The sequence below is a fragment of the Hymenobacter rigui genome (assembly GCF_003944715.1).
Classification (GTDB): domain Bacteria; phylum Bacteroidota; class Bacteroidia; order Cytophagales; family Hymenobacteraceae; genus Hymenobacter; species Hymenobacter rigui.
In genome coordinates, this window is record NZ_RWIT01000001.1 from 437,493 (window position 1) to 463,240 (window position 25,748).

Annotated in this window: 16 protein-coding genes and 1 riboswitch; of the genes, 7 read left to right on the top strand and 9 right to left on the bottom strand. The window is 61.1% G+C overall.

What is annotated here, in order from left to right; all coding sequences use genetic code 11:
• Positions 1–3: 3 nt before the first annotated feature.
• Positions 4–3,897 (bottom strand): DUF7948 domain-containing protein, encoded by a 3,894-nt coding sequence (locus tag EI291_RS01785; RefSeq protein WP_125417547.1) that lies wholly within the window; start codon positions 3,895–3,897, stop codon positions 4–6.
• 76 nt (positions 3,898–3,973) lie between these two features.
• Complete coding sequence (locus tag EI291_RS01790) at positions 3,974–7,411, bottom strand: DUF7948 domain-containing protein (protein WP_170172456.1); 3,438 nt, start codon at positions 7,409–7,411, stop codon at positions 3,974–3,976.
• A 177-nt stretch (positions 7,412–7,588) separates the two neighbouring features.
• Between EI291_RS01790 and EI291_RS01795 the strand changes: the two genes are divergently transcribed.
• From EI291_RS01795 to EI291_RS01805, 3 genes are all read left to right on the top strand, one after another.
• Positions 7,589–8,719, top strand: a complete 1,131-nt coding sequence (locus tag EI291_RS01795) for an endonuclease/exonuclease/phosphatase family protein (RefSeq protein WP_125417549.1) — start codon at positions 7,589–7,591, stop codon at positions 8,717–8,719.
• A 238-nt stretch (positions 8,720–8,957) separates the two neighbouring features.
• Positions 8,958–10,505, top strand: coding sequence for a cysteine--tRNA ligase (gene cysS, locus EI291_RS01800; protein ID WP_125417550.1), 1,548 nt, complete (start codon positions 8,958–8,960; stop codon positions 10,503–10,505).
• Between the two features lie 132 nt (positions 10,506–10,637).
• On the top strand, positions 10,638–11,660 hold the full coding sequence (locus EI291_RS01805; protein ID WP_125417551.1) for a M28 family peptidase: 1,023 nt from the start codon (positions 10,638–10,640) through the stop codon (positions 11,658–11,660).
• A 76-nt stretch (positions 11,661–11,736) separates the two neighbouring features.
• Here the strand turns inward: EI291_RS01805 and EI291_RS01810 are convergent, their stop codons facing one another.
• Positions 11,737–12,258 carry a GNAT family N-acetyltransferase gene (locus tag EI291_RS01810; protein ID WP_125417552.1) on the bottom strand — a complete coding sequence of 174 codons (522 nt, stop codon included), beginning with the start codon at positions 12,256–12,258 and terminating at the stop codon, positions 11,737–11,739.
• Positions 12,259–12,282: 24 nt separating this feature from the next.
• Positions 12,283–13,188: a S66 peptidase family protein gene (locus tag EI291_RS01815; protein WP_125417553.1), complete on the bottom strand. Its 906-nt coding sequence runs from the start codon at positions 13,186–13,188 to the stop codon at positions 12,283–12,285.
• Positions 13,189–13,327: 139 nt separating this feature from the next.
• Between EI291_RS01815 and EI291_RS01820 the strand changes: the two genes are divergently transcribed.
• Both EI291_RS01820 and EI291_RS01825 read left to right on the top strand, forming a co-directional pair.
• A complete protein-coding gene (locus tag EI291_RS01820) occupies positions 13,328–14,554 on the top strand; it encodes an alpha/beta hydrolase (protein WP_125417554.1) in 1,227 nt (408 codons plus the stop codon).
• A 205-nt stretch (positions 14,555–14,759) separates the two neighbouring features.
• Positions 14,760–15,920, top strand: a complete 1,161-nt coding sequence (locus EI291_RS01825) for an alpha/beta hydrolase (RefSeq protein ID WP_125417555.1) — start codon at positions 14,760–14,762, stop codon at positions 15,918–15,920.
• Positions 15,921–15,993: 73 nt separating this feature from the next.
• Here EI291_RS01825 and EI291_RS01830 read toward each other — a convergent pair whose 3' ends face one another.
• The 4 genes from EI291_RS01830 to EI291_RS01845 form a co-directional block, all read right to left on the bottom strand.
• Positions 15,994–17,259, bottom strand: a complete 1,266-nt coding sequence (locus EI291_RS01830) for a homoserine dehydrogenase (protein WP_125417556.1) — start codon at positions 17,257–17,259, stop codon at positions 15,994–15,996.
• On the bottom strand, positions 17,249–18,286 hold the full coding sequence (metX, locus tag EI291_RS01835) for a homoserine O-acetyltransferase MetX (RefSeq protein WP_125417557.1): 1,038 nt from the start codon (positions 18,284–18,286) through the stop codon (positions 17,249–17,251). Before metX ends, EI291_RS01830 begins: the two co-directional genes overlap by 11 nt.
• A gap of 237 nt (positions 18,287–18,523) precedes the next feature.
• Positions 18,524–19,903 (bottom strand): O-acetylhomoserine aminocarboxypropyltransferase/cysteine synthase family protein, encoded by a 1,380-nt coding sequence (locus tag EI291_RS01840; protein WP_125417558.1) that lies wholly within the window; start codon positions 19,901–19,903, stop codon positions 18,524–18,526.
• A 393-nt stretch (positions 19,904–20,296) separates the two neighbouring features.
• Positions 20,297–20,410: riboswitch (SAM riboswitch) on the bottom strand.
• A gap of 357 nt (positions 20,411–20,767) precedes the next feature.
• Entirely contained in the window at positions 20,768–21,064 is a 297-nt protein-coding gene (locus EI291_RS01845) for a LysM peptidoglycan-binding domain-containing protein (protein WP_125417559.1), read from the bottom strand.
• Positions 21,065–21,290: 226 nt separating this feature from the next.
• Here EI291_RS01845 and EI291_RS01850 point away from each other — a divergent pair, with 226 nt between their 5' ends.
• Positions 21,291–21,710: a lipocalin family protein gene (locus EI291_RS01850; RefSeq protein ID WP_125417560.1), complete on the top strand. Its 420-nt coding sequence runs from the start codon at positions 21,291–21,293 to the stop codon at positions 21,708–21,710.
• A 128-nt stretch (positions 21,711–21,838) separates the two neighbouring features.
• Positions 21,839–24,400 carry an erythromycin esterase family protein gene (locus EI291_RS01855; RefSeq protein WP_125417561.1) on the top strand — a complete coding sequence of 854 codons (2,562 nt, stop codon included), beginning with the start codon at positions 21,839–21,841 and terminating at the stop codon, positions 24,398–24,400.
• 87 nt (positions 24,401–24,487) lie between these two features.
• Here the strand turns inward: EI291_RS01855 and EI291_RS01860 are convergent, their stop codons facing one another.
• Positions 24,488–25,573: a lysylphosphatidylglycerol synthase transmembrane domain-containing protein gene (locus EI291_RS01860; RefSeq protein WP_125417562.1), complete on the bottom strand. Its 1,086-nt coding sequence runs from the start codon at positions 25,571–25,573 to the stop codon at positions 24,488–24,490.
• Between the last annotated feature and the right edge of the window lie 175 nt (positions 25,574–25,748).

Sequence of the window (25,748 nt, forward strand, 5' to 3'; positions counted from 1 at the left end):
CACCTAGCGCTGGATGGTGAGCCAGCCTTTCAGGGGAGTCCCATCGGGCAGCCGCAGAATGTAGTAGTAGATACCATCGGGCAGGCCGGCGCCGGACCAGTCGTTACGATAGGAAGCAGCTTCAAACACCTTATTGCCCCAGCGTGTGAACACCTGCAACTGCCCCGGGCAGGCCGTGCGAATCACGAAAAACTCGTTCTTGTCATCGTGGTTGGGCGTAATGATGTTGGGCGGCAGTTGCTGAGGAAGCACCTCTACGGTGGCCAGCGTAGCGGATTCGGAGCAGCGCCCGGTATTAAAGAACGTAGTGACGCGCGGCCGGTAGGTGCCGGCCTGCGCATAGGTGTGCGTAACGCTGCTGCCGGTGACGGGTGCGGACCCATCGCCAAAATCCCAGGTGGAAGTGGGGACGCCACCGCCGAAGCTGACAGTAAGCGGAGCCAAGCGGTTTTCGGGGCAGCTGGCTGGGCTCCAAGTCGGGGCAGTGGTGGGTGGAACAGCTATGGATACCCGGCGGATGCCGGTACTCTGGCAGATATCGGGCAGGGTGTACGTAAGCGTTACGCTACCGTTAAAGCCAACTGGTGGAGTAAAGCGGCCATCGGAGGTGACGTTGGGGCCGCTCCAGGTACCGCCGGCCGGTGCTCCGCGCAGCCGGAAAGGCTGGGTGCTGCCGGGGCACAGCAGTGTATCGGATCCGGCACTGACAGAGAGGGGCGCGCTGACCTGCACAGTAATGGTGCCGGTGTAGTCGCAGAGGCCGAAACCAGTACGATAGGTGAGCGTGTGGGTACCGGCCCCGGCCAGAGCCGGTGTAAAGGTGAAGCCTGTGCTGAACGGCCCCCGGACGCCGTTGCCGCTCCAAAGGACGGTGCCGGGCAGCGTTACGGCGGTGGCGCTGGTACTGCAGTAAGCTGGCAGCGTGGGCGGGCTGAACGTGGGTGTGGCCAGCACGTAGGCCATCATGGTGCCGGAGCTGGTGCAGCCACCAGGCGCGGTGATGGTGTAGGTAAGCAGGCTGCTGCCCAGCAAAGCAGGCGTAGGCGTGAATACAAAGCCCGAGGCTACTGACCCCGACACTCCCGGGCCCGACCACACGCCGCCCGCCGGGCTGCCTGCCAGGGCCTGTGGCCCGGCTCCGGTGCAGGTGGAGAGGCCCGCACCCGCTACGGCCTGCACTACGGTAACCGTGCGAGTGGTTTGCAGCTGACAGCCGTTCGTATTCACTGAGTACACCAGCGTGTGCGTGCCAGGACCGGCTACCGCGGCGTTAAACAACGTACCGCTTACACCCGGCCCTGAAAACGTGCCCCCGACCGGCGTAGCCGATAACCCCACCACAGTGGAAGTACCGGGGTTCAGGCAGAAGCTGGTTTGCGTGGGCGTGGTGAACGAAATAGCCGGAGCCGGCACCACGGTAAGCCGCAACGTGGAAACCCCGCCGCATGGCCCCACCCCCGTAACGGTGTAGGTAAGCGTCTGCGTGCCCAGCAGGCCAACGGTTGGAGTGAAGAAAAAGCCCGATGCCACCGAGCCCGATACGCCGGGCCCCGTCCAGACGCCGCCGGCCGGGCTGCCCTGCAACGGAATGGGGGCCGAGGCCGCGCACACGTTTCGGTCGGTGCCGGCCACCACGTTTACGGTTTCAAAGTTGTACTTGAAGGCCGCGTTGTTGCAGTTTACGCTATTGTTGACGGTGGAATAGTACCCGGCACCCGGCGGAACGGGCCAGTCGCTGGAGCCGCCGCAGCCGCCGCACACGGCATGATACACTACCCCACGCGGGTCGAAGCGGGAGGTGCCGCCATCCACGTGGTCTTGCCCGGTACCTCCGAAGAAGGTGGCGTAATCGAGGCTGCGGGCCCCGGCTGACAGCTGCATCAGGTAGAAGTCATTGCCATCGGTGGTGCGCTGGGTGGCGTTGGCAGTGGTAGGCAGGCCCAGCACGGTGCCATTGCCCGCGTAGCCGGTGTTATTGCCGCCACCCCAGCCGCTCACGTAAATTCGCTCACACTGGTCCACCAGAAAAGCCGTGGGCGAAATGTCAATGGTGGTCCGGCCACTGCCAAAGGAGGTGGCAAACTCGGTGGCAGTGAGGTCGGCGTTGAGTTTATGAATGAATTGCCGGCCGCCTGGCACCCCGTAGCGGTTGCCGCTTACGGGGTAAGTGCCCAGCGTCTGGCCCAGCAGGTACACGCCACCGCTCTGATCAAGCTGCACAAAATAGGCCTGGTCATACGCCGAAGTGCCCACCAGAGCCGACTTTTCGAGAACCGAGCCCGAGGCGCTGATGCGGGTAACAAAACCATCCGCGTCGCCGCGCTGCGCGGGCTGTACGGCACCGGCCGTTACCGGGAAATCGAGGCTGGTGGTACCGCCTGCCACGTACAGGCGGCCCACTGCATCCAGCTGCAGCGAGTAGGCGGCATCGGGCTGGTTGCCACCCAGCTGGCTGCTCCACACAACCTGGTTCAGACCGGGCGTGAGCTTGGTTACCACACCGTTGAGGCCGGCCGTGTATGGTTGAAAGCTATTGCGGGCCGGGAAATCGGGGGAGGAGGTGTTGGAGGCCAGGTACACGTTGTCCTGCGCATCAACCAGAATGTCCCCCCGGAAGGAGTCGCCGTAGTTGTGCAGCAGGTTGAAACCCGCTATGAAGGGCAACACGCCTTCGTTGCCAATACCTCCCAGATAGGTGGACGCCACCAGCCGGCTCCCATCGGCACTGAACCGGACAACGGCCAGGTCAGACCCATTGGGCATGTTGGAGGGCGAGTAGTTATAGTAGGGGTTGATGGCACTGCCGCCATTAAAGCTCTGATCAAGGGCCCCGGCCGTGGTGGGGAAGTTGATAGAGCCGGTAGCGGCCAGTACCAGCAGCTCGCCCTGGCCGTTCACTACCATACTCTGCGGAAAATCGGCCCCGGTGCCGCCCAAGTAGGTGGCCCATAGCCGGGCCGCCGGGCCCCGGGCCGTGGTGTTGTACTTAATGATGGCAATATCGGTGGAGCCGGCAAACTGCGTGCTGTAGGCCCCGGGGCTGGCCGGATAGCCCGTGCTGAACACAATACCGCCCGAGTACAGGTTGCCCTGCGCATCGTAGGTGGCCGTGAAGCCCCAGTTGTCGGCCAAGGAGCCCGTAAACGTGGAAAATACCACCGTGGGGTCGATGGTGAGTGGCCGCTGCGGGTCGTACGTGCCCAGGCGGAAACTCACCTCCTGGTTGCGCAACACGTAGGTGCAGGCCACCGGCTGGCGGCGGCCCTGAGCATCCAATTGCCAGGCCCGCGGGGCCAGTTCCCGCAGCGTGCCCACGGAAGTAGCAATTTCCAGATGGCCTTCCGGTGTCAGCTTCAGGGCATCGGCCCCGTGGTAGCGCAGCCGGACGCTGGCGGTACTGGCGTGCGGGGCCAGTTCGAAATCGTATTCCAGCTGTTGGTGCTCGTTTTCGTAGAACCGGGCGTTGATGCCGGGCCACACGGCCTGGTACTGCAGCTGCCGGAAACTACTCACGCCGGCGGCCCACCGGGCCGGATCCGGCCCCTGCAGGTAGTTGCGTTTTTCGCCGGTAGCTTCCGTGGGCTGCACCTTGGGCTGCGAGCCGGCCCCCACAAACTCTACCCGCACCGCATGGGCTCCCGTTAGAGCTGGGGCTGCAGCAGGCCGGGGCTGAGCCAGGTGCGGATGCTCTAGGCCCCGCGTGAGGGCGTAGGTAAGGCCCTGGGGCTCCATAAACAGCCGCCCACCCGGTATATCGGCGGCGTACAGCACCGGGGTGGGCCACTGGCCTTTGTTTTCAATGAACTCCAGATGATGGGGCTCCGGGGTGGCCGGACGGCCTTCACTCACTACACTCAGGGCCAGCCAAAGGCCCATAATCAGGTACAATTGCTTCATATACGCAACAAGCCGAATAACGCTAATAGCCGCAAAGCTACTGGTTATCCGGCTTGTTTCAGCGGGAAAAATGGCGTTACCGCTCCACCGTCAGCCAGCCTTTCGCCGAGCGGCCGTCGGCATCTTTCAGTTGGTAATAGTACAGGCCGTCGGGCAGGTTGTCGGCGCGCCAGTCGTTACGATAGTTATCCGTCTCAAACACCTTGTTTCCCCACCGCGTGAATACGCGCAGCGTGGCCGGCCGGCAACTGAAGCGCGGTATGAAGGTTTCGTTTTTGTCGTCGTGGTTGGGCGTGATGATGTTGGGCACGAATACCTCGCCCACCAGCACCGGTACAAAGCTGGTTTCCACGGTACAATTGGCGTAGCGGGCCGTAAGCTTGGCCGTGTACGTGCCCGGCTGCTGATAGATATGCGTGGGTGCTTCCTCCGTCGATACGGGGCTACCGTCGCCAAAATCCCAGGTGTAGCTGCCCCCGGTCAATACCGGAACAAACGGGCAGCTGAACGGGGCCAGTCCTGTGTATTGCGGAAAATTGCTGCATTCCGGCACGTTCAGCGGAAAATTTACGGATGGCGAAGGTGCCAGCAGCACCTGGCGGGTGGCCGTGTTGGTGCACCCGCTTTCGGTAACGGAGTAAGTGAGGGTGAAGATACCGCCGCGCAGATTGGTGTTGGGCGGAGTGAACAGGCCCGTCGGCGTTACGCCGGTACCGCTCCAGGTGCCGCCGGCCGGGGTGGCACCCGTGAGTTGTACGGGTTTGGTTTCGTAGGCGCAGAAGGTGAGGTTGGGCCCGGCCACCGGCTTGGGAAATGGGTTGACAACGACCGTGCGGGTTGCGGTGCCGCAGCCCAGCGTATCGGAATAGGAATAGGTGATGGTATGGGTACCCGGCCCCGCCTGCTGCGGATTAAACACATTGCCCGACAAGCCTGCCGGGCCGCTCCAGGTGCCCCCGGCGGGCTGGGCCTGCAGGGTAACGGAGGTCCCATTGGCACACAGCGCCGGTACCGGATTGATATTTACGGTAAGGGGGGGCGTCACAATCATGGCCAGCGGGCGGATACTGCGGCAGATGCCGGTGGTTTGCACGGAATATTGCAACAGGTTGCGACCCACCAGCGCCGCGCTGGGCTGAAACTGATAGGTGCCATTGGACTGCCGCGTAACGCCCGGCCCACTCCAGATGCCGCCGCTGGGCTGGCCGCCCAGCGTAACCGGGCTGCTGCCTACGCACACGTAGCGGGTAGGGCCGGGGTCGGCTACCGTGAGGCCGAAGCTGATGGCAAAGGCGGCGTTATTACAGTTGCTGCTGCCGTTGCGGGTGGTGTAATAGTTGGCTCCCTGTGGTACCGGGAAACTCTGGGTACCACCGCAACCGCCACACACGGCCTGGTACACCACGCCTTTTTTATCGAAGCGGGAGGTGCCGCCATCCACATGCTCACCCCGGGCTCCCCGCTCCCCATAAAACGTAGCGTACTCCAGGCCCGTGAGCCCCGCTGCATATTGGGCCAGGTAAAAGTCGCTGCCATCGGTAGTCGTCTGCATGGCCCCATTTGTTACAGGTAAGCCTATGGTTGAGCCGCCACCGTAGGTGGCATTTACGTTGCCCCCCCAGCCGCACACGTACACCCGCTCACAATCGTCCACCAGAAAAGCCGTCGGTGAAATATCGTATCCATCCCGCCCCGAGCCAATGGTGGTGCTGTACTGGGTGGCGCTCAAATCACCGTTGAGCTTCTGAATAAACTGATGTGCGCCCCGCACGCCGTAGCGCCCGGCCGTGATGGGGTAATTGCTGGAAGTGGTCTGCCCTAGAATGTACACATCGTTGTTTGCATCCAGCTGCAGGAAAAAAGCCAGCTCATTGGCTGAGGTGCCCACGTAGGTAGCATAACGCAGCGCCGTACCTGCCGGCGTGAAGCAGGCTATAAATCCGTCGCGCCCGCCTGCTGCTGGCACCTGCAGCGCGCCGGCAGTGGTGGGGAAGTCGTGGCTGTCGGTGCCGCCGGCTACATACAGATGCCGGTCGGGGGTGAGCTGCAGCGAAAAGGCCGCGTCAGCGCTGGAACCTCCCAGATAGCTGCTCCAGATCAGGCGGTTCAGGGTGCGGGGCAACTTGCATACCAGCGCATCAGAAATGCCCTGGCGCGCTGACTGAACCGGCTGGGCCAGCGGAAAATCCGGGCTTTGTGTGACGGAGGCTATGTACACATTGTTCTCTCCATCGGTAAGTACATCCCCTCTGAATGCGTCCCCATAGTTGTTCACCAGCCCCAGGTTAAGCCCGTCGTTGCTGGTGCCGCCCAGAAAAGTAGAGGCCATCAGCCGGGAGCCATCGGAGCTAAGCGTGCTGACAAACAGGTCGGCCCCAGCTGAGTATCCCATCTGCCCGGTAAGCTGCCCACCCAGCGGGTTGATGCCCGGCCCCCCTTTGAAGGTGCTTTGCACTACGCCGGTTGAAACCGGAAAATTGGCTGACCCGGTAGTGCCCAGCACAACCAGCTCGCCCAGACTGTTCACTACCAAGCTATGCGGAGCATCGGTGTTGCTGCCGCCCAGATACGTTGCGTACAGGCGGGCGGCCGGGCCGGAAGAGGTAACGCGGTATTTGATGATGGCCACGTCGCCCATGCCAGCGAATACCTGCTGGAACGCACCTACGGAAGCCGGGTAGCCCGTGGCAAACACCACCCCGCCGGAGTACATGTTGCCCTGCGCGTCGTAAGTAGCCGTGAACCCCCAGTTATCGGCCGTAGAGCCGGTAAACGACGAAAACAAGACCGTGGGGTCAATGGTGAGCGGCAGTTTGGGATTGTAGCTGCCCAGCCGGAACCGCACCGTCTGGCCGCTCAGCTCGAAGCGGCAGCTTACCGGCTGCTGCTCGCCCGAGGGCAGGGTCTGCCAGGCCCGGGGTGCTTGTTCTGTCACGTCGCCCACCGAGGTCCGGATGCGCAAATGGCCCTCCGGGGTCAGCTGCACGGCATCAGCTCCGGTGTACTGCAGCCGGATGGCGGCGGGGCGGCCTCCGGGAGCCACTTCCAGGTCGTATTCCAGCTGCTGCTGACGGTTTTCGTACAGGCGCACATCCACACCCGGGTACACCCCTTTGTAGTACACCTGCCGGAAGCCCCGGACCTGGCTGGCCCATTCCGCCGGGTTGCTGCCTCGGAAATAGTTGCGGGTGCCGGCCGTAGGCTGCAGGGCCTGCGGCACCACGCGCGGGTTGCCCCCCGCAAACGACATTGTGTAAGCATGGCCCCGCACCGCGGCCGGCGCCGGCTGAAGCGGCCCGGTAGCAGCAGCATCGTGTTGGTGCGAGGCAGCCCGCAACCCGGCCGGGTCCAGCAACGAGTAGGTAAAACCTGTGGCCGTCAGGTAGAGTTGGCCGGCGGGTACTTCGGCCTGAAAATATACGGGCTTAGGCCACTGCCCCTTGTTTTCCACAAATTCCAGACTTTGATCGGGTTCCGGAGCCCGAACGGGACGTGGGGCGGCAACTGTCAGCAAAGAGCTTACACAGAGAGTAATACAGGTAAAAAATCGAAACATAGAAATGGGCTGAAGAACGGCACGAAATATACATACTCCGGCGCGCAAAACTCGGGCCGTTTTCAGGTAGTAGCGTGCTTCGCTGGAACGGCTACCTTTGCTGACCTGACCAAATCTGCCGCTGAAAGGTTGCCCGTGCGTCGTTCGTTTGCTTTCAAGACTACCGTGTTGGTAATGGGGTGGGTGCTGGCGGCCATTGCCTGCGCCCAGATTCCGGCGTACACCTTCTGGCCGGCCATATTCGGGGCGCTTACGCTGCCGGTGGCCCTGGCCCTGAACCTGCTGCTGGTGGGCTACTGGCTGCTGCGGCGCTGGCCGGTGGCGTTGCTGCCGCTGGCCGTGGCGGTGCTCACGTGGCCGCACTTTCAGCGGGGGCTGGCCCTGCACCCGTTCAAGCTGAGCAATGCCCCCGTGCCGGCCAATGGTCCGGTAGTAAAGGTGCTGTCGGCCAACGTGCGGATCTTCAACGTGTATCCGCAGCTGCGCAATGAGGGGCTACAGTCGTCGAAAGCCATGGTGAAATGGCTGCAGGATACCCCGGCCGATATTCTGTGCCTGCAGGAGTTTTACAACGAGCCGGCTGGTACCCGCACCCAGGATGGTACCGTGTTTCGTACAGTCGATAAGATCGGGCGCGAGGCGGGCCGGGAGGCGTTTCTGTCCAAAACCCTCACCAACAGTGCCGGGGCCGAGTTTGGTATGGCCATCTTTTCGCGCTTCCCCATCGTGCATCGGGGCACCATCAACTTCGGCAAGCTCACCCAGAACCACGCCATGTGGGCCGACGTGCGCCTGCCTTCCCACGATACCATCCGGATATACAGCTTCCATCTGCAGAGCATGAGCATGGATGAGAAGGACATTGTGGACAGCTATTCCAGCAAGGCCGGGCTGCGGCAGAAAGGAGCCGGGCTGCTGCGGCGCTTCAAGCGCGGGGCCATTGCCCGCCACTGGCAGGTAGATACCTTAGTAAAGCGTTTCAACCGGTGCCGCTACCCCATCCTGCTCTGCGCTGACCTCAACGACGTGCCCTACAGCTACAGCTACGACCAGCTGGCCGATAATTTCCAGAACGCCTGGGCCACGGTGGGCAACGGCGTGGGCAGCACCTACAACGGCCGGCTCCCCTTCGTACGCATCGATAATCAGTTTGCCGGTTCCCGATTCTCCGTCGAGGATTTCCAGGTGCACTACGAAATTCCCTACTCCGACCATTTCCCTACCACCGCCACCTATCAGCTACGCCCACCCGGAGCCAAACGGTAGATATATGTACCGGTAGTGGAACCGTTTGTACTACCTACCGAACTTTATAGACTACGAAGCGAGTAGTTTGTACTGCTTGGGCTGGTTTATAAACTAAGTTTCGGGAAATACGGGGCTAATAGCAGACTTTTAGTTGGTTTGCGCTGTTAAGATACCCTTTGCCGGCGGCGGCCGTAGCAGGTGATAAAATCTGGCACCGCCGCCATTTCATGCCGCTACGGCGGTTACTTTTGCACTCATGCAGCACCCTCTCTCGCTCTACAACACCCTCACCCGCCGCAAAGCCCCGTTCCAGCCTCTTAATGCGCCCTTTGTAGGGGTGTACCTCTGCGGACCAACGGTGTATAACGAAGCCCACGTGGGCAACGCCCGCGGGCCGGTGGTGTTTGATGTGCTGACGCGCTACCTCCGTTACCTGGGCTACACCGTGCGCTACGTGCGCAACATCACCGATGTGGGCCACCTCGAAGGCGACGCCGACGAAGGAGAGGACAAAATCGGGAAGATTGCCCGGGCCCAAAAAGTCGAGCCCATGCAGGTGGCCGAAGGCTACACCAACCTGTATCAGGCCCACATGGAAGCCCTGGGCTGCCTACCGCCCGACATCACCCCCCGGGCCAGCGGCCACATTGTGGAGCAGGTGGAAATGGTGCAGCAAATCATCGACAACGGCTTCGGCTACGAGTCCAATGGCTCGGTGTACTTTGATGTGCCTGCCTACAACGCCGCCGGCCGCGAGTACGGCAAGCTTTCCAACCGCGTGGTGGAAGAGCTGCTGGCCGGCTCCCGCGACAACCTGGCGGGCCAGGAAGAAAAGCGCAGCCCCTTGGATTTTGCCCTATGGAAGAAGGCCGATGAGCGCCACCTCATGCGCTGGCCCTCGCCCTGGAGCGACGGGTTCCCCGGCTGGCACTTGGAGTGCTCGGCCATGAGCCGTAAGTACCTCGGGGCCGAGTTCGACATTCACGGCGGCGGGCTGGACCTGATGTTCCCGCACCACGAGTGCGAAATTGCCCAGAGCCAGGCCTGCAACCACCCCACCAACGAGGCGCAGGTGTGGATGCACAACAACATGATTACGGTGAACGGGCAGAAGATGAGCAAGTCGCTCGGCAACTTCATCACTATCAGCCAGCTGTTTTCGGGCGAGAATACCACCCTGGCCCAGGCCTACTCGCCCATGACGGCCCGGTTCTTCCTGCTCCAAGCCCACTACCGCAGCCCCGTGGATATTACCGATGAAGGTTTGCAGGCCGCCCGCAAAGGCTACCGCAAGCTGATGAACGGTCTGCGTCTGCTGGATAAGCTGCGCGAATTCAGCCTCTCACCCGATGTAATCAAAGCCCGTACCGTGGCTCCGGTTACGGAAGGCAAAACGCCCGATACCACCGCTGCCGACGCGGAACTGCACAAGCTGGTGCAGGACTGCTTTGTGGGCCTGAACGACGACCTGAACACGGCCCGCTGCATTGCCAGTCTGTTCAACCTGCTGCGCAAGCTCAACGGTTTCGCCGCCAATCCAGCCACGCTGGCCACCGTCAGTGCCGCCGCGCTGGACGAGGCCACCACGGCCTACCAGGCGATGGTGCAGGATGTGCTGGGCCTGCGCGACGAGCCCCGGGCCAGCGCCGAAGACCTGCTCCGCCTTACTCTGGAGTTCTACCAGGAGGCCAAAGCCACCAAGGCCTACGACAAAGTGGACCAGATTCGGGCGGCGTTGAAGGAGCAGGGTATCGTGGTGAAAGACACCAAGGCCGGCATCGACTGGGCGTATAGCGAGGAGTAAAACGACTTGTTTGAACGTCATGCAGAGGCGCAGCCGAAGCATCTCGCTCGTGAGTAATTAAATTGCCAGTGCAACATCAGCACGCGAGATGCTTCGGCTGCGCCTCTGCATGACGTTCTTCATTCATTTTCTATGACGTCCAACCTCTCTCGTCTTGCCCCGGCCGCTGTGGCCAGTCTGCTGTTGCTCACGGCCTGCCCCAGCAAAAACGACACCGCCGAAACCACCACTGATACCGCCACCGAGGAGCCGGCGCTGCCCAAAGCCCCGGCTTTCAACGCCGATTCGGCCTATGCCTTCACGGCCAAGCAGGTGAGCTTTGGCCCGCGCGTGCCCAACACGCCGGCCCATGTGAAAACCGGCGACTGGATTATCAGCAAGTTCAAGGAGGCGGGCCTGACGGTGAAGGAGCAGCCCTTCGAGGCCATGGCCTTTGATGGGAAGATGCTCAAGTCGCGCAACATTATTGCTCAGTACATGCCCCAGGCCACACGCCGGGTGGCCATCTTCGCCCACTGGGATACCCGCCCCTTTGCCGATAAGGATAAAGAGAAGAAAAACGCGCCCCTCGATGGTGCTTCCGACGGGGCCAGCGGCGTGGCCGTGGCCCTGGAAATGGCCCGCGTGCTTGGTGCCCAGAAGGATAGCCTGGCCCCCGGCGTAGGTGTCGATTTCATCCTGTTCGACTCGGAGGACTACGGCTACGACGGCAGCACCCAGAGCGAGAAAAAGAATCTGCTGGGCAACCAGGAAAGCTGGTGCCTGGGCTCTCAGTACTGGGCCAAAAACCTAATGCCTGTCAACTACAAGCCCAACTACGGCATCCTGCTGGATATGGTAGGGGCCAAAGGCGGTAAGTTCAGCCGTGAGCAGCTTTCCCGCGAGAAAGCCCCTGATGTGGTGGCCAAAGTGTGGAACACGGCTTCCCAACTGGGTTTCTCCGACTACTTCCTGTTCGTTGATGGCTACGGCATAACCGATGACCACGTGTTCACCAACAACGCCGGCATCCGCACCATCGATATCATCGACTTCCTGCCCAACGGCGAGTTCCAGCCCTACCACCACACCACCCAGGACAACATGAGCATCATCGACCGGCGCACCCTCAAAGCCGTCGGCCAGACGCTGCTGACGGTTCTGTACGGCGAGTAAGTTGCCTATAAGTACCTCACGAAAAAGCCCCGGTAGCACAAGCTGCCGGGGCTTTTTTGCTCAAGAAGAAAATGACTCAACTAAGCAGCTTATAATACACCACTGTACCCTCCAGCGCCCCGCCGGCCGTGCGGGCAAACTGCGGAATAACGCCTGCGGCCGTATAGCCCAGACCTTGGTAGAGCAACTCGGAGCCGGCACCCTGCAGCGTATCCAGCACCAGCGTGGAGCGGTTGTGCTGCCGGGCCTCAGCCTCCAACGCCAGCATCAGTTGCCGGCCGATGCCCCGGCGCTGAGCTCGGGAGTGGACCAGCAGCTTCGATACCTCGGCCCGGTGCAGGCCGTTGAGCTTAATGGCTAGTACCAACTGCACAGTGCCCTGGAGCTGTCCGGCCTCTTCGGCCACCAATAGCAGTGTGGTGCCGGCGGCCACAGTGGCTCCAACTTCCTGCCAATACGCCAAACCCTCCGCCGTAAGCAGTGGCGGCAAATAGCCCACCGACGCGCCATTATCTACGGCATCACGTAGTAGCTCCACTAAATGGGCCACATGCTGGGAGAACTCCTGCGCGGGTATGCGGCGGATGGTGATAGGCATTGTCTATTTAGGGAGTTGTTCGGGTTATATATACTCCAGCCGGGTACCGCTGGCATCAACCGTCAGGCGAGCTTCCCGACCTACAATTAGGGCCTGGTTCTGGGGCTCGTGGCCTACCGGGAAGTCGTAGGCCACTGGGAAATTATAGCGGCCAGCGTAGTGGTCGATGATTTCCTGGGGTGTCTGGCCGTAGGGCACGGCATTGTCCTGCGGATTGGTGAAGTGGCCCACCACCAGCCCCGCCAGCCCGGCCAGCTTGCCGGTGCGGTCCAGGTGCACCATCATCCGGTCGATGGCGTAGAGGTACTCGTCGATGTCCTCCAGAAACAGGATGCGGCCGGCCGTGGATACGTCGGATTGGGTGCCGGTGAGGGTTTGCAGAATGCTCAGATTTCCACCCACCAGCTCGCCGGTGGCCGTGCCCGGTTGGTTGAGCGGATGCGCGGGAGCCGCATAGCTGATTGCCTCCCCAAACAACGCCCGGCGCAGGCTTTCCAGCGAATCCTCGCCGCCTTCCACATGAAACAGCAGCGGCATCACGCCGTGAATGCTCTGGTGCCCAAGCCGCAGCAAGTGGCAGTTCAGCGTGGTGATATCCGAGAAACCGGCAATCCATTTCGGGGCCTCACCGAAGCGCGAAAAGTCGATGCCATCAATGATGCGGGTGGTGCCGTAGCCGCCCCGGGCGCACAGAATGGCCCGGATTTCGGGGTTATCCAGCTGCTGCTGAAAATCCTGCCGCCGGATTTCGTCCTCACCCCCGAACTGGTGGTGGGCCACGTTGGTACTGGCCCCCAGGACCACGCGCAGGCCCCAGCTTTCCAGGGTAGCTACGGCGGCGTTCAACTCCTCGTGGGAGGCTTTGCGGGCCGGGCACACAATGGCAACCTGGTCGCCGGGACGGAGGGAGGGAGGGACGGTGGTAGGCATGGCTGGAAAGTAACTGAGCGGGCAAACGTAACGAGTAGAAGCATCTTCTACTGTTGTGCTACAACAGGTTGTTGGAAAAAGAAAAATTTTGATTGAAAGAGTTATATTTTATATTGCATAAGACATATCATGCCGCCTTATGAAAAAACTTGCTCTGATTCTGTTTTGCGTGTGGCTGGGAAGTGTGCTGGAAGGCGCGGCGCAAAGCCGCATTGATACCACCGGAGGCCGCTACTACAGGCCCATTTTTGCCAACGTAACTCGCACGCAGGATGTCACCTACGGGGCCGCCGCCGACTTTCTGGGTAACAACCAGAATCTGCGGCTGGATGTGTATCAACCCGCCGGCGACACCGTACGCCGCCGGCCTTTATTGGTATTTGCTCACGGGGGCGGGTTTGTTTCCGGCAACAAGAACGACGCGGATATCGTGGAGCTGTGTACCCGCTTTGCGCGGATGGGCTATGTAACGGCCAGCATCGACTACCGGCTGCTGTTCCTGCCGTTTGATACCGTAAATATTGGCCGCGCCGCTATCCGGGCCACCCAGGATATGCGGGCCGCTGTGCGCTTCTTCCGAAAGGATGCCGCCACCAGCAAAACCTACCGCATCCACTCCGGCTTTATCTACGCCGGGGGCTCTTCGGCCGGAGCATTTATGGCGCTGCAAACCGGCTATCTGGATAAGGATGCGGAGGTGCCCGCTTACATCGGGCTGGCGGCGCTGGGCGGACTGGAAGGCAACGGTGGCAACCCTGGCTACAGCAGTGTGGTACAGGGAGTCGTCAACCTGTGTGGTGCCCTGGGCCGACCCTGGTGGATTGAAGCCGGCAATGTGCCCCTGGTGAGTCTGCACGGTACCGCCGATGCCACCGTGCCCTATGGTGCGGGCATGGTGGGTGGTGGCTTGCCCGCCCAGAAAGTGTACGGCAGTGCTATTCTGCAAGCTAGGGCCACGGCCGTGGGCGTACCCAACCGGCTATACACCTTCAAGCGGGCCGGCCACGTGCCGTACAGCGGCAGCAGCCCCGCCGCCGTAGCCTATCTGGATACCACCACGCGCGTAGTGCGCGACTTTCTGCGGCCTCTGCTGCGGCAAACATCCACCGTTACGGCCGTGAAGTCGGTTGCCTCTGCAACGCCCCAGGCATTTCCGGTACCGGCCAGTGCCACCGTGCAGCTGCAGTGGCCCGCCACGCAGGCGTTTCGTCGGCAGCCGGTAGAAGTGCTGAATGCTACCGGACAGGTAGTGCGCCGGCTGCAATGGGAGCAGCCTACGCTGCTGCTTCAGCGCGGTGCCCTGCCCGCTGGCACCTATCTGGTGCGCACGCAGGGGCTAGCGGTCCGGCGCATTGTGTTTCTGTAAAGCAGGTGATGCCTTTCGGTAGTGAGCCTGTTCGGGAAGTATGAAGAAAGAATGTCATGCTGAGCTTGCCGAAGCATCTCAACCTCTGACTAACCAATAGTATTTCAACGAAGCGGTAGAGATGCTTCGGCAAGCTCAGCATGACCGTCGAGCGACTTGAGTATCTTTGAAAAGGCAGCTGCTTTACTGGTGGCTGCCTTTTGCTATGAAATACCTCTTGCTGCTGCTGCTAAGCTGCTGTCTGCTGGCAGCGCAGGCGCAGCCGACCACGCCCATCGATACCACCCACGGCCGCTACCACCGGCCGGTGTTCCGGCAGGTGCAGGTGCGCCGCAACGTGGAGTTTGCCCACGTGACTACCATGATTGGGCTGCCCCAGACGCTGTACATGGATGTGTACGAGCCCCAGGGCGACACCGTGCGCCGCCGCCCCTTGGTGGTGCTGGCGCACGAAGGTGGCTTCCTCACCGGCACCCGCGACGACGCCGTCATGACGGCCCTGTGCACCCGCCTGGCTCGCCTGGGCTACGTGGCAGCCACCATTGATTACCGGCTCTATTTCTTCCCATTCGACACCGTGGGCATTGGGCGGGCGGCCATTCGGGCCACCCAGGATATGCGGGCGGCCGTGCGCTTTTTCCGCCACGATGCCGCTACGGCCCACAAGTACCGGATACACCCGCAGTACGTGTTTGTGGGCGGCTCCTCAGCCGGGGGCTTCATGGCGTTGCAAACCGGCTACCTCAACAAACCCTCCGAAGTGCCCGCTTACCTGGACCTGGCCGCGCTGGGCGGACTGGAAGGCACGGGCGGCCACGCGGGCTACAGCAGCCGCCCCCGGGGCGTGGTGAACTTGTGCGGCGCCCTGGCCCGGGCCAGCTGGCTGGAACCCGGCGACCCGCCCCTGTGCAGCGTGCACGGCACCCGCGACGGGCTGGTGCCCTACGCCAAAGGCACCATTGGGGCGCAGCTGCCGGCCCAGCTGGTGTACGGTAGCGGGGCGCTGCGCCTGCGAGCCAACGCCGTAGGCGTGCCCAATGTACTGCGCCGTCTGCGCGGGGCGGGGCACGTGCCGTACTCCTTCGAGCCCACCTACATCGATTCGGCTTTCTTTGCCATGCGTGACTTTTTGCGGCCGTTGCTGGGCAGTGGAGCGCCGGGGCCGCTGCTGGCCGCCACCCTGAACCCGCGCCGGGAAGCGCAGATAACGGCTATGCTGCTGCCGCGCCGGGTGCAGCTGGTGCCCGCGCTGCCGCTCCCCACGCTGGAATGGCAGCCCGATCTGCTGAAAACGGCACCTGATTCGGTGCAGCAGCGGCCGGTGCCGGCAGCGGCGGAAGCTGTCGGTGCGGCCCCGCCCCGATAGAAATCAGCAGCCCCGCCACTCTCAATAAAGTGGCGGGGCTGACAGGAAACACTACACTGCTTTCCGGCTGGAATCAGGCCAGGATTTCGGCCGTGAATACCTCGGTGCTGACGGGGCGGAGGCGGCCGGTGCGCACGATGAATGCGCCGTACTTGCGCAGGGTGTCCCGGTGCCGGATGAGGTTAGCCAGGGCCACGTACCCCACCACGTATTCGTCCTCGTCGGCCTCCTCCGAAATTTCGCTGAAGTCCAGCAGGTCAATCAGGCGGTCCTCATCGGTGCGGAGGTAGATTTCCACTTCCAGGTCGGAGGCGTACTCGGCGGGGGTGGTGGCTTTGGAATACTGGTAGGTGAAGCCCTGGCGCAAGGCAGCCAGATCGGCCAGCACGGCCGAGCCCGTGGGGTGCCCACCGGCCCCGCGGCCCTGCAGAAACTGCTCACCCGCAAAATCCGCCTCAATTACCACTCCGTTAAACTCCCGATCCACCGAATACAGTGGCGACTCAGGCCCTACCAGCTGGGGCGTAACCAGGGCTGTAATGCGGCCATCGGCCAGGCGCTGCAGGCCGGCTACTACTTTAATCTTCTGCCCGTTGCTGGCGGCAAAGGCAATATCCACGGCGCTGATGCCCTCAATGCCTAAATTCAGCACTTCCTCCGGGTTCAGGAAGGAGCCGTAGGCGTGGGCAGCCAGCAGCACGGCTTTGGAGCGCGGGTCGAAAGCACCCATGTCCAGGGTCGGGTCGGTTTCGGCGAAGCCTTTGTGCTGGGCTTCCAGCAAAGCCGGGGCGTAATCGGAGCCATCCTCACCCATGCGGGTGAGCACGTAGTTGGAAGAGCCGTTCAGAATACCCGTGAGGCGGCGCAAGGGCTCGGCCCCGAAATAGGCGTCCAGCGTCCGAATGATGGGAATACTGCCGCACACGGCCGCTTCATATAATAAGGTGCCCTGGCCGGCGCGCTGCAGCTGTACCAGCTCGGGCAGGTGGCGGGCCAGCATGGCTTTGTTGGCCGTTACCACCCGTCGGCCCCGGCGCAGGGCCTCGCTCACCAGCCGGAAAGCCGTATCAGCGTCGTCAATTACCTCCACCAGCACATCCAGCGAATCGTCGTTTAGCAGGGCCTCAGCATCGAACTCAAACCGCCCGGCCGGCAGCGGACGAACCTTGTCCGGCGTTTTTACAGCAATGCGGCTGATGGTGAAGCCCGCTTCGGGCCGCTGTTGCAGAATATCGTACAGGCCCTGGCCCACGCAGCCAAACCCAATCAGGCCCACGCGCCAGGGTTGGGCCGGGGCAGATGCGGAGGAAACAGGCAGGGAAGCAAGGTTAATGGACATACGTCTGGACGTAGAATCGTTCGAGGAAGTGGGTGATTTGGGCGGTTTCAATCAGGAAACCGTCGTGGCCGTACTGGGAATCCATTTCGGCATACATGGCTCCCTTGATGTAGCGGGCCAGTAACTGCTGTTCCTGGGGCGGAAACAGCACATCGGAGGTGATGCCCAGCACCAACGTGCGGGCCCGAATGCGGCCCAAGGCCGCCTGCACCCCGCCCCGGCCGCGGCCCACATGGTGCGAGTCCATGGCGTGGCTGAGGGTCACGTAGCTGTAGGCGTCGAAGCGGGCCACCAGCTTGTCGCCCTGGTAGCGCTGGTAGGAGCTAGCCAGGAAATCGGTGGTTTTGGTTTCGTCCGCGTCGGTTTGGGTGCGGCCGTAGGCATCGTGGCTGCGGTAGCTGAGCAGGGCCACGGCCCGCGCCGCCCGCAGGCCTGCCGCACCGCCGGCCGGGGTGGCCTGGTGGTAGGTCGGGTCGGCCAGAATAGCTAGGCGCTGCGCCTCATTGAAGGCAATGCCCCAAGCCGAGTGCCGGGCGCTGGTAGCCAGCAGCACAAGGTTTTCAAATAGATCTGGCCGCTGCACGGCCCATTCCACTGCCTGCTGCCCGCCTAGTGAGCCCCCAATCAGGGTATTGATTCGGGCCAGGGCCAGATGCTCCCGCAGGGCCTCGTGCACCGTTACCATATCCCGGATGGTAACCAGCGGAAACTGCTGGAAGGCTGCTTCGCCGGTAACCGGGTCGGGGGTGAGCGGACCGGTAGTGCCGTAGCAGGAGCCCAGCACATTGGCGCACACGATAAACCACTCGCTCGGGTCGAAATGGCAGCCCGAGCCTACCAGGCCGGGCCACCACTCCAGCACATCGGAGTTAGCCGTAAGGGCGTGGCACACCCACAACACATTGTCGCGGGCGGGGCTCAGCTGCCCGTAGGTGTGGTAGGCAACTTCCACGTGCGGCAGTACGCTGCCGTTTTCCAGCCGCAACGGCCGGGGCAGGCGAAACACGTGGGATTCTGCGGAAGACATTGTTTTGGAGTGATGAGTGATGAGTGCTGAATGATGAGCTATGACTGTTGACTTGTTCGCGCCAATTCATCCTTCATAACTCATCACTCAACTCTCAGAAAAAGATGCGGGCACCGTTAGTATTCCGGACTTTTCTCTCACAAAAACCGGAACAGGTGCCCGCGCTGCGTGCTGGAAGCTGCGTAGCGGGCAGCTCTCTCACCTGCCGCCCACTATCTAAACCCCTCTCAAGTTTTGCTAGACTTCCAGCGGGGCAGCGTGTTCGGGTTCCGGCTCGGGCAGCAGGGTGCTGCCGTGGTCGGGGGTAGCGGCGTTGCGCACCGCGTCAAACGCCTGGGCCAGGTCGGCCCGGATATCTTCAAAGTGTTCAATGCCCAAGGACAGGCGCAGCAGCGTGGGCGTTACGCCGGCGGCGCGCTGCTCCTCGTCGGAAAGCTGCTGGTGCGTAGTGGCTGAGGGCTGGATAATGAGCGTTTTGGCGTCGCCCACGTTGGCCAGGTGGCTCACCAGTTTCAGGTTGTCGATGAACTGGATGGCGGTTTCCTTGCTGCCTTTGATGGCGAAGGTGAGCACCCCGCCGTAGCCGCGCTTCAGGTATTTCTGGGCCAGGGCGTGGTAGGGGCTGCTGGGCAAACCGGGGTAGTTCACGGCTTCCACCTGCGGGTGCTGCTCCAGCCAGGTGGCAATGCGCAGCGCGTTTTCCACGGTGCGGTCAACGCGCAGACTCAGGGTTTCGAGGCCCTGCAACAGCAGGAAGGAGTTAAACGGGCTCTGCGAAGGACCAAAGTCGCGCAGGCCTTCTACCCGGGCCCGGATGATGAAGGCAATGTTGCCAAACGGTCCGTTTTTGCCGAATACGTCGTTGAATACCAGGCCGTGGTAGCCGTCGGAAGGCTCCGTGAACTGCGGAAATTTGCCGTTGCCGAAGTCATACTTGCCGCCGTCCACAATCACGCCGCCCACGCTGGTGCCGTGGCCGCCAATCCATTTCGTGGCCGATTCTACCACAATGTGCGCCCCGTGCTCCAGCGGCCGGAATAGGTAGCCGCCCGCCCCGAAGGTGTTGTCCACGATGAGCGGCAGGTCGTGTTTCTCAGCAATAGCGGCAATACGCTCAAAATCAGGTACGTTGAAGCCGGGGTTGCCGATGGTTTCCAGGTACAGGGCCTTGGTATTCTCGTTGATCAGCGCCTCAAAGCTTTCCGGCTTGTCGCCATCCGCAAAGCGCACCTCGATGCCCAGACGCTTGAACGCCACTTTAAACTGGTTGTATGTGCCTCCGTACAGGAACGAGGTAGACACGAAGTTGTCGCCGGCCTGCAGGATGTTGTTGAGCGCAATGAACTGCGCCGCTTGTCCCGAGGATACCGCCAGAGCTGCTACGCCACCTTCCAGGGCCGCCACGCGCTGCTCAAACACGTCGGTGGTAGGGTTCATCAGACGGGTATAGATGTTGCCAAACTCCTTCAGCGCAAACAGGTTGGCCCCGTGCTCGGCGTTTTTGAATACGTAGCTGGTAGTCTGGTGAATGGGCACGGCGCGGGAACCGGTAACGGGGTCGGGCTGCTGGCCGGCGTGGAGTTGCAGGGTTTCGAAGTGGAGGTTCTGCGTGGACATGGTACTGCTGGTTTAGGAAGAGGTAGGGATGTAAGCAGGAGGGCGAAAACCGCCGCAAAGGGCCCGTAAACCGGGCAAGGAGCCGCACCAGGGCCACGCAGCAATGTACTGAGCGTGAAAATGATAGGGATGCGGAGGGGCCGCCGGGTGCCGGCTACCGGACACCACCGGCACGGCCGGAGCTATTGAGGGGGGAGGGGGGCTGCGTAGCCTGACTGGCGGCTAGCAACAGCAACAACACGCGCCGCTACAGCAGCGCATTCGCATTCGGCCGGCGGCGGCCACAGTGGCCGGGGCAACACAAACACCCCACGGCAAAGCAGCAGGCCCGAAGGAGGCTGAGGCGGTGGGGTTCACAAGGGCGAAAGCGAGGGTGTTTTCCATGGTACTCCTGAGTTATATGCCCCGCCGCCGGATGGCTGGTCGGGCAGGAATTGGCACCTTTCGCGCGGTCGAAGGTTGCCAGTGGGTCACGGAGCCTGTTCTCTCGCCACTTCTGTATAAATCCTATGAAAACTTCCCCGCCGCAAACGGGGGAGTACCGGGTTGGTATTGCAAAGGTATAGGTGCAGATTTGATATCTGCAATAGCTGGTTGAAAATAAATGAAAATATTTTCAACCAGCCCGATAATCCGGCTGCTGTTCTGGAGTAGCTTGCAGTTGATTGATAATCAAAAAAATGTCTTTTTAGAGAAGGCTCTGTAATTAGGAAGCCAGTGTGATGGTCAGCTAAACCGTGAGTACTATGCTGGCTGTGCAAGGAGGCGCTGTGGGTAGCAGATAAGATGAAAAGCCATGCTGATCAGACACAAAAAAAGCCACTCATTCAGGAGTGGCTTTTTGAATATTTCTAAGAAGTAGTGCTATGCGGAAATCTTGGGCAGCGTCAGTACCTGGCCTACTTCAATCTTGTCGGGGTCGGAGCCAATGATGCCTTTGTTGGCCTCATAAATCTGGTGCCACTTGGTGCCGTCGCCGTAGTGGTTGCGGGCAATTTTCGACAGCGAGTCGCCGCTTACTACCGTGTAGGTTTCGCCTTCGGTAGCGGCAGCATTATTAGCGTTTCCGAAGAAATCGGTAGCACCGCCGGCTGCTGGTTTTGCAGCGGGCTCAACGGGTTTTTTTTCGCCTTCGTTCGAGAGAAAATCAAACAGTCCCATAGGAGTAGAATCGTTAAGAGTGGGAGGGGAAGCACCGACCACCGGCCGGGAGGCGGGCAGTCACAGGCTTATTACGCCGTGGCAGGCAATAAGTTGTAGCGGCACTATATTCTGCTTAAACCATACGATGATGGGCAAACATCTTGCGGCGGGGTTGCGTACTAGACGCACTATCGGCCTCGCTGCCGCAGTTTCTGCCACATCCTTCACCCTATTCACTCTCCCCATGAAAACCCTGACTTCCCCCTTCCGCCTCCTGGCCAGCCTGCTGGTATTGCTGGTTCTCTTCACGGCTGCCTCCTGCGGCAGCAAAGAGGGCAAAGTGGAAGGCGTAAATATGCTGTACGGCACCCAGAGCAAAGTCTGGAAAACCGATAAAGAGCTGAGCTCTACCGGCGACAAAGTGAAGCAGACCGACGCTCAGGAAGATGAGCGCATCACCTTCTTCGCCAACGGCCAGTACAATATGACCGCCCCCACCGGTGCCGTAAACGGTAAATATACCTTCGATCAGGGTGCCAAAACCATCACCATGATGCCCGACGGTGCCGCTCAGAGCAACACCTTCACCGTGGTAACCCTCACCGACGACAAGCTGACCCTGAAAGCGCCCACCGGTGCTGAGCTGAAGCTTGAAAAAGAATAACCCCGCTGTTAGGTTTGTATAACAGTCCAAAAACTCAGGAAAGCCCTTCTGCCTCAAGCGGAAGGGCTTTTTTGATGAGTATTCGCGGAAGTATGTAGCTTGCTGGCTCCTTACATACCGTTGTTACTATGTTTTCTATCCGAGTGCTGGCCCTGGCGGGCCTGCTGAGTGTGTTGGCTGGCCCCATGCTGGCCCAAAATGCCCCGAGTGCAGCGGCAGCAAATGTGCCATTCAAGACGCACCCGGTGCGCAGTATTAATCCGGCTGATACCGATTTTGCTGACCTGGAGTTTCTGCGCCAGGAAATAGGTGGTGCCCGGGTGGTGATGCTGGGAGAGCCTACCCACGGCGTAGGCACGGCCACGGAGGCCAAAATCCGGCTAATCCGGTTCCTGAAGGAGAAAATGGGCTTCACCACGGTGGCGTTTGAAAGCGGTCTGTATCCGCTGGACCGCGCTGAACGGGCCATGCAAGCGGGCACGCCGGTGGCGGAGGCCATCAATGCATCGGTGTATCCGGTCTGGACGGAAACCCGGGAGTTTCAGGCGCTGCTGCCGCTACTGGGTAAGGGCCAGCTGCACGTAGCCGGCTTCGACTCGCAGGTAGGCTGGGGCCACGATGACCTGCTGGGAGATTTGGAAGCCTTTCTGAAGCCTGAGAAAGGCAGTTCCGATATTGCCTACGATTACCTAGACGAGTGCATCAGCACCATGGGCGAGCATAACATCTTCCCACCCTCGCACCAGTTGGTAGTGTTCAAGCTGCAGCTCGGGAAGGCCCGGAAAATTCTGGACAAAGTAGCCGCCGGCCCCGATGCCAGGCGCCGGGAGCAGGCCGCATTCTGGCAGCAGCAGCTCCGCAGCATACAGGCCCTGGCCCAAGACTACTCCACCAACGACCCTGCTGCCAAGGACTCGGCCACGTTCAAGGCTGCCGACAGCAACGCCCGCGACGCCCAGATGGCTGATAATCTGCTCTGGTATCTGCGCCGACATCCCCAGGAAAAGGTGATTTGCTGGGGCGCCATCGGGCACCTGTCCAACACCACGGCCGGGCTGGACGAGGGAGAGCTGAAAAACTTCCGCCCGATGGGCCAAGCGGTGAAAGCCGCGCTGGGCGAGGATGCGGTGTATACGCTTAGCACAATTGCGGGCAGCGGCACGCACGGGTTCGGCTACTGGGGCAAGCATAAAACGGTGCCGTCGCCCGCCCCCGGTACGCTGGAAGCTGAGCTGCTGGCTCAAGGTCAGGAATACAGCTTCGTAAGCTTGAAGCACGATGCACCGGGCCGCCGACTCACCACCTACGCCTTTGAGTTCACGCCAATTTCTGGCCCCTGGAGTGAGGCCATTGATGGACTGCTCTACCTAAAAACCATAGCCCCGCCTAAGCCTGCGCTGGCTACAGCCGCTCCACCCACCGAAGCTGCTGCTGCCGCGCCGCCCGCCGTGCTAGGCCGGCAACATGCCAATACACGCCCGGCCGCCGGTAAAGCCGGCGCGGCGCTGCTGCTAAGCGGCACGGTGCTGGACCGCAAAACCGGCCAGCCCGTTCCCTTCACTACCGTAGCCGTGCCCGCCCGCAGTGCCGGTACCATTACGGATGCCCAGGGCCGGTTTCGGTTGGAGGCGCGGTCGGGCGAGCTGGTACAGATAAGCAGTATCGGCTACGAACCCACCACTTTAACGGCCCAAAATACATCGGCTCTGAATGTGCGGCTGGTGTCCGCGGCCTTCGCCCTGGCCGATGTACGCGTAAGCGCCCAGTCGCAGGACCCGAAGCGCATCATGCAAAAGGTCATCAAGGCCATTGAGAAGAACTACGAGCAACAGGATTACACCCAGCAGCTGTATGCTCACCGTCGGGTTACGGGCTTTGATACAGTACGCCACGAAATAGAATATACTGGCAGGGAGTGGGTGCCCACTGGCTATCATCATTGGGCCGGTGGATTTCTGATGCTGGAAAAGCGACCAGCGTTACGGTTGCAGGAAAAGCGTGTAATAGCGGGCTCAGCAGACAGCCCGGCATATCGTGAGCCGGGCTATGGCTTTTCGGGCGGCTTTGATCCGGTGCGGATATCCCCGCTCTTCAAAACGGGCACTGTGGGTAAGTTCCGGCTGCAATTGGATAGTATTGAACAGCGCGGTGCGGATACTTACTACGTAATCAGCTTTGCCGCAAAGCGGGCCAGTCACCGTACAACCGGGCTGGGTTTTGAGGCGGGGTACTCTGGGAAGGTGTACGTGCGGCAGCAGGATTACGCTGTAGTGCGCTATGAAAGTCTCTGGCAGCATGATACAGCCGAGGTAAATGCCATTGCGCATAAGTACTACGGTACTAAAAGCAGGATTCGGTACTATTTCACCTCAGTATACCAAGACCACCGGGCTACTCACGTAGTAACGTATCAGCAAGCCAGTAACGGCCGCTATTACGCGGCTGCCAGCATAGCCCAAGCTATTGAGGTAGGCCACACGCTAGGCCGTAAACCGTTCTACAACCAGAAAACCTGCGACATCTACTATGCACCACCAGTCCTGATGGAGGTTGTTGAATTAGAGACCCTCAAAGAACATCCGGAGTTATATGGCAGTGGTGCCAAAGTGCCTTACCACCCGGAGTTCTGGCAAACCTACCAGCGCCCGGTACCCGCCGAAGCGGCCCCGGTGCTGGAAGCCACGAAATAGACGAGTTGTTACAGGATAACGGGAGAAATCCGGGTTAAGTCGTTGATGCGATAAACCCGGATTTCTCCCGTTATCCTGTAGTAATAACTAGGAATGCATTACCTGCTCAGCTTTCGGTTTGCCGTAGATGCGGGTTATCCAACGGGGCAGGAATACGGCCCCCAGCACCAGATACAGATAATACGTGACGATGCGGTAGAGCAAGACCATGAAATTAGTCATGGTGGGCGTACCGATGAACTTGCCGAAGAACGTAGGGAAAGCGCCCTCGGCAATGCCCGCGCCGCCCGGCGTAACGGCAATCAGCAGGATGACTTTATACGTGAGGTTGCGGCCGAAAATCAGCCAGAACTCCGGCCAGCTCACGTTGATAAACGCCGCAATCAGGCAGCCGATAACCAGGTAGCGAGCCGTCCAGACAAACGCCGTGCTCAGGGCGGCCCGCAGCCAGTAGCCCCATCCGTTGCCGCGCAGCTGGGCCGAGGCCAGCACCAGCTCGTTGCCGTGCTGATACGCCTTATTGCGCCAGCGCCGCAGGCCCCGCACCGAAAAAAGCCGGATAAACAGCCGCCGCACCGACTGCGGATTTACGAAAATGGCGTACAGCATCAGCAACGCGTAGGCCGTCACGAATACGTAACTCAGCACAAATCCCACCCGCAGCGTAGCCACCAGCCCGCCCTGCAATGCCTCGTGCGGATACAGCGCGTCGCCCCCAATGAGCACCACCAGTGGCACCATCAGCACGTAATACAGGTTGTCGAGCATGGCCGTGGCCATAATGTAGGCCACCGATTTGCCCAGCGGAATGCCCTCCTTGTGCAACAGCACCGGGGCCACGGCCGTGCCGCCCACTGCCGAAGGCAGCACGCAGGACGAGAATTCCCAGAGCATAATTACGTCCAGGGCGGCGCGCCAGCTCAACACTTTCTCGGTTAGGTAGCGGATGCGGTACACGTAGCCGGCGTCGCGGGCCACCAGCACTACCAGCATCAGCAGCAGCCAGAGCGGCTTGGCGTTGGCCAGCGGGGCCAGGTCGCCGGGTTTGTAGCTGCGCCAGAACATAAAGCCCACCACGCTTAGCCCAATCAGCACCGGCAGCACAATCCGCGAGGGGCGGAGCTTATCGAGCAGCTGCTGGTCTTCGGCCTGAGGTTGGGTGAGCTGGGGCATTACGCGGGAGAGGGTGGGTGCGGCTAAAGGTACGGATTTGCGTAGGCGGGGATGTTAAAGTGACATTAAGGCCGGGTTGTGATACGGTTGCTGCACCATAAGCAGCCGAATTTCGTAACTCGGTGGTTCAACCGGCCGTGCGGAAAACCCGTACCTTTGCCTGTTGTACATTTAC

Bases quoted from the DNA above. Each gene is read 5' to 3' on its own strand.
- EI291_RS01855 (WP_125417561.1), top strand. From the start codon at position 21,839: ATGTTTTCTATCCGAGTGCTGGCCCTGGCGGGCCTGCTGAGTGTGTTG.
- EI291_RS01830 (WP_125417556.1), bottom strand. From the start codon at position 17,259: ATGTCCATTAACCTTGCTTCCCTGCCTGTTTCCTCCGCATCTGCCCCG.
- metX (WP_125417557.1), bottom strand. From the start codon at position 18,286: ATGTCTTCCGCAGAATCCCACGTGTTTCGCCTGCCCCGGCCGTTGCGG.
- EI291_RS01815 (WP_125417553.1), bottom strand. From the start codon at position 13,188: ATGCCTACCACCGTCCCTCCCTCCCTCCGTCCCGGCGACCAGGTTGCC.
- EI291_RS01810 (WP_125417552.1), bottom strand. From the start codon at position 12,258: ATGCCTATCACCATCCGCCGCATACCCGCGCAGGAGTTCTCCCAGCAT.
- EI291_RS01845 (WP_125417559.1), bottom strand. From the start codon at position 21,064: ATGGGACTGTTTGATTTTCTCTCGAACGAAGGCGAAAAAAAACCCGTT.
- EI291_RS01805 (WP_125417551.1), top strand. From the start codon at position 10,638: ATGACGTCCAACCTCTCTCGTCTTGCCCCGGCCGCTGTGGCCAGTCTG.
- EI291_RS01840 (WP_125417558.1), bottom strand. From the start codon at position 19,903: ATGTCCACGCAGAACCTCCACTTCGAAACCCTGCAACTCCACGCCGGC.
- EI291_RS01820 (WP_125417554.1), top strand. From the start codon at position 13,328: ATGAAAAAACTTGCTCTGATTCTGTTTTGCGTGTGGCTGGGAAGTGTG.
- EI291_RS01850 (WP_125417560.1), top strand. From the start codon at position 21,291: ATGAAAACCCTGACTTCCCCCTTCCGCCTCCTGGCCAGCCTGCTGGTA.
- EI291_RS01825 (WP_125417555.1), top strand. From the start codon at position 14,760: ATGAAATACCTCTTGCTGCTGCTGCTAAGCTGCTGTCTGCTGGCAGCG.
- cysS (WP_125417550.1), top strand. From the start codon at position 8,958: ATGCAGCACCCTCTCTCGCTCTACAACACCCTCACCCGCCGCAAAGCC.
- EI291_RS01860 (WP_125417562.1), bottom strand. From the start codon at position 25,573: ATGCCCCAGCTCACCCAACCTCAGGCCGAAGACCAGCAGCTGCTCGAT.
- EI291_RS01785 (WP_125417547.1), bottom strand. From the start codon at position 3,897: ATGAAGCAATTGTACCTGATTATGGGCCTTTGGCTGGCCCTGAGTGTA.